We start from the raw sequence: 12,630 nt of genomic DNA on the forward strand, positions 1-12,630 counted from the left end.
TGTTGTACTGTGCCTGTAGTGCTTTGAACAAGGACGAATGTAGTACTACAGATGGAGTGGTGTCAATGGCCAGAACCAATCCCGAGCGGCGGCAGGCGCTGCTGGACGCATCGATCGAGGTCCTGGCGCGAGAAGGGGCGCGCGGGTTGACCTTTCGCGCGGTGGACAAGGAGGCGGAGGTGCCCGCGGGGACGGCCTCCAACTACTTCGCGAACCGGGACGAGCTGCTGGTGCAGACGGGGCATCGGTATTACGAGCGGTTGCTTCCGAGCCAGGAGACGATGGACAAGCTGGACGGGCCGCGGACCCGGGAGACCATCGTGGAGTTGATGACCGAGATCGTCGAGCGCATCACCAGCTTCCGCACCGGCTATCTCGCGGTTCTCGAACTGCGCCTGGAAGCCACCCGGCGGCCGGAATTGCAAGCCTTGCTGACCGAGCGGGTGCGGGCCGATCTGGAGTTCAATATCAGCAATCATCTGGACTCCGGACTACCCGGCGACGCGGACACCGTCGTACTGCTCTATCTGGCCTTGAATTGGCTGATTCTCGAACGCCTCACGCTGCCAGGGATTTTCACGGCGGAGCGGACCGCAGAGCTGGTGCGGGTCGCGGTGGATCGGGCCATCGGAAGCGCGGCGAACCCGGTCTTGTGACACACATCACGATCGGCGAATAATTCGAATCATGCGAGCGAATGTCGGCGATCAGCTTGTCGTGCACGGCCGGAATGTCGGACTCCCCGATCACACCGCGGAGATCGTGGAAGTCCGTGGCGCGCACGGGGAACCGCCGTATGTGGTGCGGTTCGCCGACGGACGGGAGAGCCTGGTCTTCCCCGGACCGGACGCGGTCGTCCTACCCACTGGCTGAGACAACCAAACTTACCGGTCCGGAAGCCGCGAACCAGGCACAGTTGACTCTCAGAGCGACGCTGGTCACAATCGGCGGTCAAGGCTGGAGGGTTGGTAATGCGTACTAAAACAGACCACAGGTTCGTCATCGACGTCGAACCCGATCAGGTGATGGACGCTTTGCTCATGGTCGAGCAGCTGCCGGACTGGTCCCCCTCTTACCAGGATGTTCGCGTCGCGACCAGGGACAATCGTGGTCGCCCCAAGCGGGTGTACATCACCGCGTCGCCCATGGGCCGCCCCGACCGGCAGGTCGTCGAGTACTCCTGCACCGAGGAACGCGTCTCCTGGACCGTCTCCGAATCCTCCGCCGGCGCCGGCGGCAAGGGCTGGTTCGAGATCAGCGAACACCCCGAGGGCGGCACCGAGGTCTGGTACCACTCCGAGCTCTACCTGCCGATTCCCGCGCCCGGCATGCTGCTCAAGCGCACCGCCAAGCGCGAAGGCGAGACGCTGGTGGAGAACTTCATCGCCTTCGTCGAGGACCTCACCGGCATCGAACGACTGCCCGAGGCCGAGGAAGCCGCCTACCCGGAAGCGGTCAGCTACGAACAGCCCGGCTTCTCGCGGCAACGGCCCTACACCGGCAATTTCGAACCGGGCTTCGGCACCGCCTAAGGTGGCCGACCGCTCGGTCTGATGCCGAGCGCGAACACGGCTCGCGGACACTGCCTTTCCCGAGCCGAACCGGGCAGTATGTCCAACATGCCCGGAGCCAAGCGACGATCCCGAGTCGTAGCCGTCACCGAGGACGCCTCGGTAACCCAGTTGGAGCTGTTCTTCGATCTGGTGGTGGTGTTCGCCTTCACCATGGTCACCGACCTCGCCGCGCACGAGACCACCGCGGTGAACATGCTGCGCGCCCTGCTGATCCTGCTGCTGCTGTGGTGGGGCTGGATCGCCTACTCGTGGCTCGGCAATGTGATCAAAGCCGACGAGGGGATAGCGCGGCTCGCCATCTTCGTGGCCATGGGCGCGACCTTCATCATCGCGCTCACCATTCCCGAAGCCTTCCACGATCTGCCCGGCGGCTGGTACGCGCCGCTGGTCTTCGTCATCGCCTACCTGGTGCTGCGCTTCATTCACCTGGCCACCTTCTGGCTGGCCAGCGTGAACGACGCCCAGCTGCGCGGTCAGGTGGTGCGCTGGGCGGCCGGCTCGCTGACCATCGCCGCGACCCTGCTGCTCGCGGGGGCGTTCGCGCACGACGGCTGGCAGATCGGACTGTGGGCGGCCGCGCTCGGCGGCGACATGCTGTGGACCATGTTCGCGGGCAACGAATGGCGGCTGAACTCGGCCAAGCACTTCGCCGAACGGTACGGGCTGATCGTCATCATCGCGCTGGGCGAATCCATCGTCTCCATCGGGATCGGGGTGTCCGGGCTGCCCATCGACTGGCCCATCGCCCTGGGATCGATGCTGGGACTGGCCATTTCGGGCCTGCTGTGGTGGGCGTACTTCGACGTCGCGGCATTGACCGTCGAGCATCAGCTCCAGCACGCGAAGGGCGAGCGCCGCATCCAGATCGCGCGAAACTGCTACACCTACTGGCATTTTCCGATGATCGCCGGTGTCATCGCACTCTCGCTGGGGCTCAAGAAGGTGCTCAACTACGTGGGCGACGAATCGCACCACACGCTCTCCGACGCGCTGTACGGCATTCCGCTGTACGCGCTCTACGGCGGTCCGGTGGCCTATCTGCTGGCGCTGGTCGGGTTCAAGTACTACGCGACCGGCAATCTCGGTACCCAGCGGCTGGTGGCGGCGGTCGCGCTGCTGGCGTTCATCCCGGTGGCCACGGCGCTGCCCGCGCTGGCCGCGCTGGCGGTGCTGTGCGGCGTGCTGGCGGCTTTGATCGGCTGGGAGACCATCTCGCTCGCGGAGCCGCGGGAAACGATCCGGCACGGGCAGTGAGGCGGTCGCGCGCGGACCGCTCAGTCCGCGCGCGGCGTCCGGTGGTCGATGGACTCCGGCACCCGGGTCCCGGCCACCACCGCCTCGCGCATCTGATTCACGTTCTCCCGCAGCACATCCGCCACCAGTTCGTCGGTGCGCGGATCGGCCAGCACCTGGAACACGATGCGGAAGCTGGCGTCGGCGATGCCGCGAATGATGTCCTCGTGGAAGGGCAGGTAGCGAACCCGGCCCAATTGCGGGTCGGAGCGGATGAGCTCCAGCATCATCTGATCGAGCTCGGAGCGATTCTCTTCCAAGGCATTCGCGATATTTCGGGTGTAGTGCCCGGTGCGCAACACCTCGGCGACCTCGTCCAGCACCGCCATGGTTACCGGCCGTTTGACGGCTTCCACGATCGCCCCGACCGAACGGTTCACCACGGCCGCCGTCACCCGGTCGCCGAGCGCGCGATCGACCACCCGGCCCAGCCGCACCGCGATCACCACGATCCGCAACAGCCGGAAGCCGCGGAAGAACGGGCTGGTCACCGGGATCATGCCGAGGACCTCGTACCAATAGATGAACGGGAAGGTCCAGCTCCACCCGGCACGACGCCAGCGCGCCGCGAACTCCACCGCGAAGATCGCGCAGATGGCGTAGTCGATCACCCGGATGGTCCGGTAGGTGTGACCCGACACCGGGAAGAATGTCACCCAGACCACCAGGGCCACCGACACGATCGCCAAACCGAGCATGGCGAAATCCGTCCACAGCACGGGCGGCTTGCGCGGGAACTCGTCGTCGACGTCCGGCTCGCTGGTCACGGTCATCCTCGACCCCTTCCACATTTCACAGATTCGCCAGAGTAGTAGCCCAGCCTTAACCGTGGATGTGGCATTTTCGAGGTATTACCCCTGCGGGTATTCCACAGGGGTAATACACAGGGGGTTGGGGATAACTCAGCGACCTGCGCGAATGATGGCCTCGATATTACGTTCCGCGATGGCTGTGATGGTCAGCGAAGGGTTCGCGGTGGCCGTGCTGCCCGGAATACCCGCGCCGTCCATGACATACAGCCCCGGATGCCCGTGCACGCGGCCGTAGCCGTCGGTGGCCCGGCCCAGCACCGCGCCGCCGAGCGGATGCGCGGTGAAGAAGCCTTGCGCGTCATAGGCGATCGGGGTGTATTCGACCACCGAACCGCCACGCTCGGCGATCTTGTGATCCACTTCGCGCGCGGCCGCCACCACCTGATCCCGTGCGGCCCGGTTCCAGGACAGGCCGACCGAATTGCCGGCGCGGTCGTAGCCGAAGCGGGCGCGGGCCGGATCGAGGACCATGCCGAGCGAGGCGATGGCCGCCATATCCACGGGAATGCCCGGGACATACCAGCTTTCGAGAGTGAGCGGCATACCGGAATCGTCGAAGATGCGGCTGGCGCTGGGGACGCCGCCGCCGGTGGCGGCCAAACCGGTGGAGCCGCGAGCCAGCACCACATCGCCATTGGTGCCCCAGCCTTCACCGACATGCTCGTTGAGATTGCGCAGCGCGCCGGTGGCCTGGGCGCGCACCAGCAGCTCCGAGGTGCCGACCGAGCCCGCGCCGAGGAAGAGCTTGTCGCAGGTGAGGGTGCGGGTCGCGAGGATCTGCCCGGCGGGCGACAGCTTGGTCACCGTCACCACGTACCGGCCGCCGTCCTGCGCGATCGAATCCACCCGATGGCCCGGGTAGATGACCGTATTGCCGGTGGCTTCGGCGTAGCGCAGATAGTTCTGGTTCAGGTCGAACTTGGCGCCGTTGGAATTGCCGAGGTTGCTGCGCGAGGCGGTGGCCGAGGCCCGCGAGGTGCCCGCCAGTTCGGCGCGGATCACATCCCAGTTGAAGATCGAGTCATTGGCCTGCGGTTGGTAACCCGCCGCGCGCACCTGCTGATCCCAGATCCGCGAATGCGCGAACGGGGCCGAGTTGTAGATGTCGCCGGGCATCGTGCTGAGCCGCAACATATCCCGGACCCGCGGGTAGTAGACGGCGTCGAGCTCGTCGTATCCGACCACGCCGCCGAACACCGAATCGAACAGATGCTTCGGCGGGGCCACCATCGCGCCGGTGAAGATGACCGACCCGCCGCCGACCGCGGCCGCCCGCCACACATCGATGCCCGGGAACTCGGTAACGTCCAGCACCCCACCGAAACTCGCGAACGGCATGGTCACCTTGGTGACGCCGGTGAAATTGGTGCGATGCCAGAACCCGCGCCCGTCCGGCAGATCGTCCCCGGTGAAGATCTCCCGATTCGGATCGTTCGGCCACCGCGACCCGCGCTCCAGCACGGTGGTCCGCACCCCGGCCTCCCCCAGCCGCAACGCGGTGACCGCGGCGCCGAACCCGGACCCGATCACGATCGCCTCGGTGTGCTCCGGCGGATCCGCCAGCGGCGCAAAGATTTCCGGCACCCACGACTGGAACAGCGCGTTCCACAAAACATCCGCCGACGCCGTCCCAGCGCCGCGCAAGGCAGCTCCGGACCCGACGCCCGCCAGCAAAGCCGCCAAACCGGCAGCCTTGAACACGGCGCGCCTGCGCAACCGGCCACCTCCCTCATCACGTAATGGCCGCGCGCGAGCTTAGCCGCCGGTGAGGATCCCCTCAACACCTACGTGGGACCTCACAGTGTGAGAGGTTGTGCCGAACATCTTTTCGGAGGGGAACGCGTAATGAGCACAACGGACAGCACGTCGGCGGCGGAGTACGAGGAGGCCGGATATCCGGTGCAGGAGGTGCCGGAGCAGCGCCGGGCCCGCGGGTTCACCGCCTTGCCCGCCGGCATTCTCGCGATGGTGTTCGGGATCCTGGGCGTCATGGTCCCGGTCGCGCACATCGCGGATCCGAACACGGAATTCACCGATGCGCTCATCCTGATCGACAGCATCATGGCGGCGTTCTTCACGATCTATCTGATCGGCGGCATGCTACTGCTGATCCATCGCTCCACCGGCCGCTACCTGCTGATCGCCAACACCGTTCTGGTCCTGGTCGGGACCGCGGTCTCCTACCTGCGCGGCACCGAGAGCTCGAATCCGCTGTGGACGAATCTGCTCATCGACGGCGTTGTGCTGCTGATCGGCGTGCTGGCCGCAGTGCCCGCCACCGGCCGCTGGATCGCGGCCGGGCGGGCGGCACGGCAAGCCTCCGTCGTCAGCGACGCGGAGGTCGTACCGCAGAACTGAGGGTCAGGCGCGGAGGCGTTCGCGGCGGAGCTGCTCCACCTCTGGAAGGTTGAGGGGGGCAAGGGAATCTACGCCGAGAGCTCGGGACAGGAGGAGGTCGGCGAGTTCGGGGTTGCGGGCCAGGGCGGGGCCGTGCATGTAGGTGCCGATGACGGAGCCTTGGACTACGCCTTCGAGGTTGTCGCCCACGCCGTTGCCCACGCCCTTGGTGACGCGGGCCAGGCCGGTGGCTTCGCCGCCGAGTTTGGTTCCGCCGCGGTGGTTTTCGAAGCCGGTGAGGGGCTGGGAGAGGCCGGGGATGATGGGCTGGGTGGCGACCTCGCCGATGGCTCGCTTCTCCTGGGGGGAGGTGGTGACGTCGATCAGGCCGACGCCGTCCACCCGCTCGCCCGAAGAGGTTTCGTACCAGTGGCCGAGGACCTGGATGGCGGCGCAGATGGCGAGAACCGGAGCGCCGCGACCGGCGGCCTCCTGCATGCCGGGGTAGCGCTGGAGGTGGCGGGTGGCCAGGCGCTGGGCCGAGTCCTCCGCACCGCCGAGGGTGTAGATGTCCAGGGAGGCGGGAACCTCGTCCTGCAAGGTGATCTCGACGATTTCGGCGTCGTAACCGCGCATGCGGGCACGCTGGCGCAGCACCAGGGCATTGCCGCCGTCACCGTAGGTGCCCATCACGTCGGGCAGCACCAGGCCGATCCGGATGGTCGATTCGTTCATGCGCGGGCCTTCTCTTCCAGGTCGCGGTTCAGGTCGCGGAAGGCGGTGTAGTTGGCGAGCACCTCGACCTGGCCGGGCGGGCAGGAGGCGATGGCGCGCAAGGGATCCGCGACCGTGGTGTGCTCGACGCCGGCGTAGGTGAGGCGCACGGCGAGGTCGGTGGCGCGTTCACCGGCGGCCACCACCTGGGTGCCCTCGAAGTGCTCGAAGCGCACGTCCCACAGCCAGGAGAGGTCTTCGCCGTCGGGGACCTGGCCGTTGACGGCGATCACCAAACCCTTTGCGGCGGGGTCGATCATGGACAGGGCCTCCTGCCAGCCGGCCGGGTTCTTGGCCAGCAGCAGGCGGGCGGTGTGGCCGTTCACCTCGACGGTGCGGTAGCGGCCCGCGATCTCACGCACGGTGGCGGCGGCAGCGGTGGCGGCTTCGGGCTTCGCGCCCAGCGCGACCGCGGCGGCCACGGCCTGCGCGGCGTTGCCCCGGTTGGCGCGGCCCGGAAGCGCAAGCGCCAGTGGCAATTCCAGCCCGTCCGGGCCGTAGAGCGTGTGCTCGTCCACCCGCCACTGCGGTTCGGGCCGCTTGAAATCCGCACCGGTGCTGTACCAGTGCTCGCCCTCCCACAGGATCGGCTCGCCGCTGCGCGGGCAGCTCGCGGAGTCCACCGCCCAGCCGCTGCCCGCCGACACCCACACCACGTTCGGATGGTCGTAGGCGATCGAGGTGATGAGCACGTCATCGCAGTTGGCGATGAGCACGGCATCGGGATGCCGCGCCATCCCGGCCCGCAGGCGGCGCTCGATCATATTGATCTCACCCACCCGGTCGAGCTGGTCGCGAGACAGATTGAGCAGCACCACCGCGGCCGGATTCAACGCATCCGCCACATGCGGCAGATGCAACTCGTCCACCTCGATGGCGGCCAGCCGCGCGGTGCGATTCGCGGTGAGCGCCGACACGATTCCGGCATCCATATTCGCGCCGTCGGCCTGCGTGGCCACATCACCCAGCGTCTGGAGCGCGGCCGTGGTCATGCGCGTAGTGGTCGACTTGCCGTTGGTGCCGGTGATCAACACCGTGCGCCGGCCGCGTCCCAGCTGCGTCATGAGCGTCGGATCGATCTTCAGCGCGATCAACCCGCCGATCATCGATCCATTACCGCGCCCGGCTTTCCGCGAAGCCCACGAGGCGGCTTTCGCCGCCCCCAACGCCAGCTTTCCGCGCATCGAAGTGTCTGCCACGCCGCGAGTTTATTGCGATGCGGCAGATGACGTGCATCTAGGTGTTGTAGAGCTTCTTTTCGTACACGTCGCCGTAGTACTGCTCGAGCTCCTCGACGGTTTCGGGGGTGGTCGGTTGTAGCTCCTTGACCAACCGGGCGTGCGAGGGCAGGTCCGGCTCCTGCCACTTCTCCGGCTTCCACAGGTTGCTGCGCAGGAACGCTTTGGCGCAGTGGAAGAAGATCTGCTCGATCTCCACTTCGATGGCCAGGATCGGGCGATGGCCCTTGACGATCATGTCGTCGAAGTACGGTGCGTCCCGGACCAGTTTGGCCCGGCCGTTGATACGCAGGGTCTCGCCCCGGGTGGGAATGAGGAACAGCACGCCTACGCGTGGGTTGCTCAGGATGTTCAGATAGCCGTCGGCGCGCCGGTTGCCGGGGCGCTCCGGGATCGCGATGGTCTTGTCGTCCAGCACCTTTACGAAACCGGCGGGATCACCCTTCGGGGAGGCGTCGCAGTTGCCCTCCGCGTCACTGGTGGCCAGAACGATGAACGGAGAGTTGGCGATCCAGTCCCGGTCGCGCGGGTGCAGCGCGATGCGTTCCTTCGCGATGGCGCGCGGCATCGGCACGCCGAGGAGTTCGCGTAATTCGGCCGGATCGGTGATCTCGCTCATGGCTTCGATTCAACGCGCGAACCCCGTTGCAGCGCCAGTGAATTGTGCGGAATCCCGCAGCTTCGCGCACCCCGAGCAGGCGTGTCGGCTACAGCGGGACGTCGAACATGTTCGTCTGGCCCGCCGCGTAGCGCGCGATGTCCAACTGGCGGAACGGCTCCAGTTCGGTCGCCCGGTACAACGTGAACGTCTTGCACCGCGCCGCGTTGGACCCGGACACCTCCAGCAGTGCGTTGACCGCGGTCCGCGCCGACTCCGACGCGCCCTCCATGGTGGCCAGATCCACATTGGTGCGCACGTAATCGCCCGAGAGGAAAAGGTTTTCGATCGCGGCGGTATGCGATTCCGGGCGCAGCGCCCACGAACCCGCGGTATTGATCAGCAGCGGATCGGCATTGGTATTGCGCTTGTTCGCCGCGTCCCAGCCGATTCCGGTGTCCAGGAACCAGGAGTGCAGATCCTCATCGCGCAGCAGGTCGTGCTTGTCGTTGAGGTGCGCCCGCAATTGCGCCCAGACTTCCCGCGCGATCTCCTCGTGCGTGCACTCCTTGGCGGTCTTGCCGTACAGGATGCCGGGGGTGTTCCAGTCCGAGATATCCACCGACAGGCAGTCTTTCACGGTGCCGTCGCCGAATCCGCTGAGCGGCGTACGGGTCCAGAATTGATTCTGCGAGATGGAGGTCAGCGACCACGGCGAATCCACGTACGCGGCATGCCCGCGCGCGATATTGCTCGACTCCTTCAGGAAGAACTGGATGCCCGTCATCCAATCCACCACCAGCTGGCTCATGCCCGCCAATTCCGGTCGCAATGCCAGGATTTCGGGCGTCCACCAGCCGCGCGCGACCTCCACGGGTACCGCGGTCACGAAGTAGTCGGCCTCGACCGTGCGCGCCGCACCGGAGGCATCGGTGACGTGTGCGGCGGTGATCCGGCGGTCGGTCAGCTCCAGCCCGCGCACTTCGGCACTGACGAATTTCACGCCGAGTTCGCGCAGTAGCGCGGTCCACGGATTGATCCACGCCTCATTGGTGGAGCCGTTCAGCAGCCGGTCCAGCGCACCGTCATTCGCGATCTCCAGCGGGTTGCCGAGGAACTGCTCACCCATATTGCCGATGGTGCGAGTGCTGGCCAGATCGTCCTTGGCGGCCACCAGCAGCGTGGTCAGCGTGCGCGAGAGCAGCATCCGGAATTCGATGGAGCGGCGGCCCGCGCCGACATAGTCGCGCCAGGACATATTGTCCCACTGGCCGTATCGGCGGGCATCGCAGCTGGTGTTGTAGACCAGCAGGCGATTGGCGAAGAACAGGGCGTCGTCCTGCGGCATCTTGGCCGTGGTGGAAATGGCGGAGCTGACGGTTTCCCGGAAATCGTCGGGGGTCGACCAGGGGCGGCCGGCGCGGCCCATCGGAATGATGGTGTCGTCGGAGTCGCGGCGCGAGAATCGGGCTTCGGCTGCCGAGACCAGGTTGTCCCACACGCCATTGGCATTGCCCGCGAACGGAATTCGCCGCATGGTGTCTGGAATATGGCGGTAGAAGCCGGGGAAGAAACGGAATCCGTGCTCGCCCATGAGTTCGGGCCGGCCGTCCTTGCCCGAGCCCGGCACCGGAATGCTGCGCGCCTTGCCGCCCAGCGCCCGGCGTTCGTAGACGGTCACTTCGAAGCCGCGTTCGGCCAGTTCGTGTGCGGCGGTCAAGCCCGCGACGCCGCCGCCGAGCACCGCTACCCGGCGACCGGGCTCGGCGTGTGCGACCGTGGGCCGCAAGGTGCCGGCCGCCAAGGTCCCGGCCGCCATCGCCCCGGCCGCGACCGTGCCACGCAGCATCGACCGCCGCGTGACGGACAAACGCTGTCCCGCCATTCCCTACCTCCCACGCCGGAAGGAATCCTAGGCAGCGATAACCGGGCGCGGGTCTATTGGGGGTGCGAATTTGTGAACGGGAGGACGGATTCGCCGCCGGATTCGCGGCCTGTCAGTTCGCAGTAGCGAGGCGAGTGCCGGTCAGCGGCGGGGTTGCCGCGGGTTCCGGTTCCACCGCGATCACGGGCACGCCGGCTGCGAGGGGTACCGGTACGACGGCGCCGCGCCGCCCGGCCGAGGTAGCGGTGAACGCGCCCGCGATCACGATCAACGCGCCCAGCAGCGACAATGCCGGCGGGTTCTCGTGCAGGAACGCCCACGAGGCGGCGATACCGACCACCGGCACCAGCAGTGACAGCGGGGCCACCGTGCCGGCCGGGTAACGGCTCATCAGATAGGTCCACAGCCCCGAACCCGCGATGGTGCCCAATAGCGCGATGTATGCCAAGGCTGCGAAGGCGGGCCAGCCCGAAGCGGTGAACGAGGAGGCCAGCTCGTGCCAGCCCGTCGTGGGGCCCTCGGTCAGCGCGGACAGCGCGAACATCGGCAGCGGCGGGATCACCGTCATCCACAGGGTCAGGTGCAGTGGATTCACGCCCTCGGAATCGGCTGCCGCCAACCGCGATCCGATATTGCCGAAGGCCCAGCCCAGTCCGCCCGCGAGGGTCAGCACCAGTGGCAGCAGCGAAGCGTGCTGCGCCCGATCCCACCCGATGGTCACCATCCCCGCCAACGCCACGGCCAGCCCCAGCAACTGCACGCCGCGCAGCTTCTCCCGCAGCAGCACCGCACCCAGCAGCACCGTGAACGGCGCGGACGACTGCAACACCAGCGAGGACAACCCCGTCGGCATCCCCGCGCGCATGGCCGAGAACAGGAAGGCGAACTGCAAGATCCCGAACCCGGTCCCGTACAGCAGCAGCCACCGCCACGGCACCTGCGGCCGCGGCACGAACAGCAGCACCGGCACCGCGATCACCGCGAACCGCAACCCCGCGAAGAAGAACGGCGGAAAGTGGTCGAGCCCGACTCGAATGGCCAGAAAGTTGAGCCCCCACAACAGCACCACGGCCAGCCCGAGCACCCGATCACGATTGGTCATGCAAATGATGGTGCGGATCCCGATAGGTAAGAACAATCGAATAATTCTGCACCAACGATGTAGTACAACTTAACCATGCCCCACCCGGACCACCCGCACGATACAGATCCCGACCAGTCCCCCGCCTCCAATCCCGTGCGTCCGGAGTCCGCTCCCCCAGTCCCCGAAAACCCCGCACTTCCCCGCACCCCACGCCCACCCCGCCGCATCGGCACCACACAAATGCAGGTCAACACGCGTGCCCGAGCCGAGGAACCGGCACCCGCCGACACCACCAATGCCCCGAACCACACACTCAGCCCGCCCACCGATCGAGCCGACAGCCCCACACCCGACCAAGCAACCCCGGCCGAACCCGGCACCGCGGCAGCTCCGCCCACGCCACCCCGACCCCGGCGAACCGGAACGCCACGCCCCGAATCTCTCGATGCCACCGCGAGCGCCCCGCGGAACCGAGCCACCGCGGTTTCGAACCCCGTGGCTGTCAAGACGGCAACTCGGCCCCCGGACACAACGGGCAACAAACCCGCGCGGCCGCTGGTGCCTCCACGGCGCGCAACCGTCCGGCCCGGGCCGGGACCGACCGCAGGCGACGCACCCGATCCGGTCCGCGAGGCCCAACCCGACAGCCACCGCGCGGCGGACCCCGTCAAACCCACGACCTCGATACCCCGCGCCCGCCGGGTGAGCTCGGCGACCGCGCACCGCCCACCCGTAGCCGGCCCCGCCGACCGGAACGCCACCGAAGCACGGAACAGCGCGACCGAATCTCCCAGCGGCACAACTACATCCGGCGGATCGATCGGCCACTCCGCACCCGCTGAATTGCCACACCCGAACCGACCAACCATCGGCCCGGCGAACACCAGCGGCCCGACGAGCGGCAGCGGCGGCAGCAGCAGCAGCAGCGCGGGCACCGGCAGCAGCGCGGGCAGCGGCAGCGGCAGCGGCAGCGGCAGCGGCAGCGGCAGCGGCAGCGGCAGCGGCAGCGGCAGCGGCAGCGGCAGCGGCAGCGGC

13 protein-coding genes are annotated in these 12,630 nt (G+C 67.3%); 6 read left to right on the forward strand and 7 right to left on the reverse strand.

Going from position 1 to position 12,630, the window contains the following annotated elements:
• Positions 1 to 65: 65 nt before the first annotated feature.
• From NI1_RS25640 to NI1_RS25655, 4 genes are all read left to right on the forward strand, one after another.
• On the forward strand, positions 66 to 656 hold the full coding sequence (locus tag NI1_RS25640) for a TetR/AcrR family transcriptional regulator (RefSeq protein WP_067825546.1): 591 nt from the start codon (positions 66 to 68) through the stop codon (positions 654 to 656).
• A gap of 31 nt (positions 657 to 687) precedes the next feature.
• Positions 688 to 873 carry a DUF1918 domain-containing protein gene (locus NI1_RS25645; RefSeq protein WP_067825549.1) on the forward strand — a complete coding sequence of 62 codons (186 nt, stop codon included), beginning with the start codon at positions 688 to 690 and terminating at the stop codon, positions 871 to 873.
• A gap of 98 nt (positions 874 to 971) precedes the next feature.
• Positions 972 to 1,532, forward strand: coding sequence for an SRPBCC family protein (locus NI1_RS25650; protein WP_084523673.1), 561 nt, complete (start codon positions 972 to 974; stop codon positions 1,530 to 1,532).
• Positions 1,533 to 1,619: 87 nt separating this feature from the next.
• Positions 1,620 to 2,828: a low temperature requirement protein A gene (locus tag NI1_RS25655; protein ID WP_067825592.1), complete on the forward strand. Its 1,209-nt coding sequence runs from the start codon at positions 1,620 to 1,622 to the stop codon at positions 2,826 to 2,828.
• Positions 2,829 to 2,848: 20 nt separating this feature from the next.
• Here NI1_RS25655 and NI1_RS25660 read toward each other — a convergent pair whose 3' ends face one another.
• The gene (locus NI1_RS25660) at positions 2,849 to 3,640 is read right to left on the reverse strand and encodes an ion transporter (protein WP_067825552.1); all 792 of its coding nucleotides are present in this window, start codon (positions 3,638 to 3,640) and stop codon (positions 2,849 to 2,851) included.
• A 129-nt stretch (positions 3,641 to 3,769) separates the two neighbouring features.
• Positions 3,770 to 5,395, reverse strand: a complete 1,626-nt coding sequence (locus NI1_RS25665; protein ID WP_067825554.1) for a GMC oxidoreductase — start codon at positions 5,393 to 5,395, stop codon at positions 3,770 to 3,772.
• 129 nt (positions 5,396 to 5,524) lie between these two features.
• On the opposite strand from NI1_RS25665, the gene NI1_RS25670 reads away from it, so the two are divergent.
• Positions 5,525 to 6,037 (forward strand): hypothetical protein, encoded by a 513-nt coding sequence (locus tag NI1_RS25670; protein WP_067825556.1) that lies wholly within the window; start codon positions 5,525 to 5,527, stop codon positions 6,035 to 6,037.
• A gap of 3 nt (positions 6,038 to 6,040) precedes the next feature.
• On the opposite strand, the gene NI1_RS25675 is transcribed toward NI1_RS25670, so the two are convergent.
• The 5 genes from NI1_RS25675 to NI1_RS25695 form a co-directional block, all read right to left on the reverse strand.
• A complete protein-coding gene (locus tag NI1_RS25675; protein WP_067825558.1) occupies positions 6,041 to 6,751 on the reverse strand; it encodes a type 1 glutamine amidotransferase in 711 nt (236 codons plus the stop codon).
• Positions 6,748 to 7,974, reverse strand: a complete 1,227-nt coding sequence (locus tag NI1_RS25680) for a MurT ligase domain-containing protein (protein ID WP_067825560.1) — start codon at positions 7,972 to 7,974, stop codon at positions 6,748 to 6,750. Before NI1_RS25680 ends, NI1_RS25675 begins: the two co-directional genes overlap by 4 nt.
• A 52-nt stretch (positions 7,975 to 8,026) precedes the next feature.
• Positions 8,027 to 8,647: a pyridoxamine 5'-phosphate oxidase family protein gene (locus tag NI1_RS25685; protein WP_067825562.1), complete on the reverse strand. Its 621-nt coding sequence runs from the start codon at positions 8,645 to 8,647 to the stop codon at positions 8,027 to 8,029.
• A gap of 88 nt (positions 8,648 to 8,735) precedes the next feature.
• Positions 8,736 to 10,511, reverse strand: a complete 1,776-nt coding sequence (locus tag NI1_RS25690; protein ID WP_067825564.1) for a hydroxysqualene dehydroxylase — start codon at positions 10,509 to 10,511, stop codon at positions 8,736 to 8,738.
• Positions 10,512 to 10,623: 112 nt separating this feature from the next.
• Complete coding sequence (locus NI1_RS25695; RefSeq protein ID WP_067825566.1) at positions 10,624 to 11,613, reverse strand: EamA family transporter; 990 nt, start codon at positions 11,611 to 11,613, stop codon at positions 10,624 to 10,626.
• A gap of 825 nt (positions 11,614 to 12,438) precedes the next feature.
• On the opposite strand from NI1_RS25695, the gene NI1_RS38945 reads away from it, so the two are divergent.
• A partial coding sequence (locus NI1_RS38945; RefSeq protein WP_218026830.1) for a hypothetical protein occupies positions 12,439 to 12,630 on the forward strand: 192 nt, incomplete at its 3' end.

This window comes from Nocardia inohanensis NBRC 100128 (genome assembly GCF_001612945.1).
Lineage (GTDB): Bacteria > Actinomycetota > Actinomycetes > Mycobacteriales > Mycobacteriaceae > Nocardia > Nocardia inohanensis.

Excerpts from the sequence above, each read along its gene's own strand:
- NI1_RS25640 (WP_067825546.1), top strand. The coding sequence starts at position 66 with ATGGCCAGAACCAATCCCGAGCGGCGGCAGGCGCTGCTGGACGCATCG.
- NI1_RS25645 (WP_067825549.1), top strand. The coding sequence starts at position 688 with ATGCGAGCGAATGTCGGCGATCAGCTTGTCGTGCACGGCCGGAATGTC.
- NI1_RS25650 (WP_084523673.1), top strand. The coding sequence starts at position 972 with ATGCGTACTAAAACAGACCACAGGTTCGTCATCGACGTCGAACCCGAT.
- NI1_RS25655 (WP_067825592.1), top strand. The coding sequence starts at position 1,620 with ATGCCCGGAGCCAAGCGACGATCCCGAGTCGTAGCCGTCACCGAGGAC.
- NI1_RS25660 (WP_067825552.1), bottom strand. The coding sequence starts at position 3,640 with ATGACCGTGACCAGCGAGCCGGACGTCGACGACGAGTTCCCGCGCAAG.
- NI1_RS25670 (WP_067825556.1), top strand. The coding sequence starts at position 5,525 with ATGAGCACAACGGACAGCACGTCGGCGGCGGAGTACGAGGAGGCCGGA.
- NI1_RS25675 (WP_067825558.1), bottom strand. The coding sequence starts at position 6,751 with ATGAACGAATCGACCATCCGGATCGGCCTGGTGCTGCCCGACGTGATG.
- NI1_RS25680 (WP_067825560.1), bottom strand. The coding sequence starts at position 7,974 with ATGCGCGGAAAGCTGGCGTTGGGGGCGGCGAAAGCCGCCTCGTGGGCT.
- NI1_RS25685 (WP_067825562.1), bottom strand. The coding sequence starts at position 8,647 with ATGAGCGAGATCACCGATCCGGCCGAATTACGCGAACTCCTCGGCGTG.
- NI1_RS25690 (WP_067825564.1), bottom strand. The coding sequence starts at position 10,511 with ATGGCGGGACAGCGTTTGTCCGTCACGCGGCGGTCGATGCTGCGTGGC.
- NI1_RS25695 (WP_067825566.1), bottom strand. The coding sequence starts at position 11,613 with ATGACCAATCGTGATCGGGTGCTCGGGCTGGCCGTGGTGCTGTTGTGG.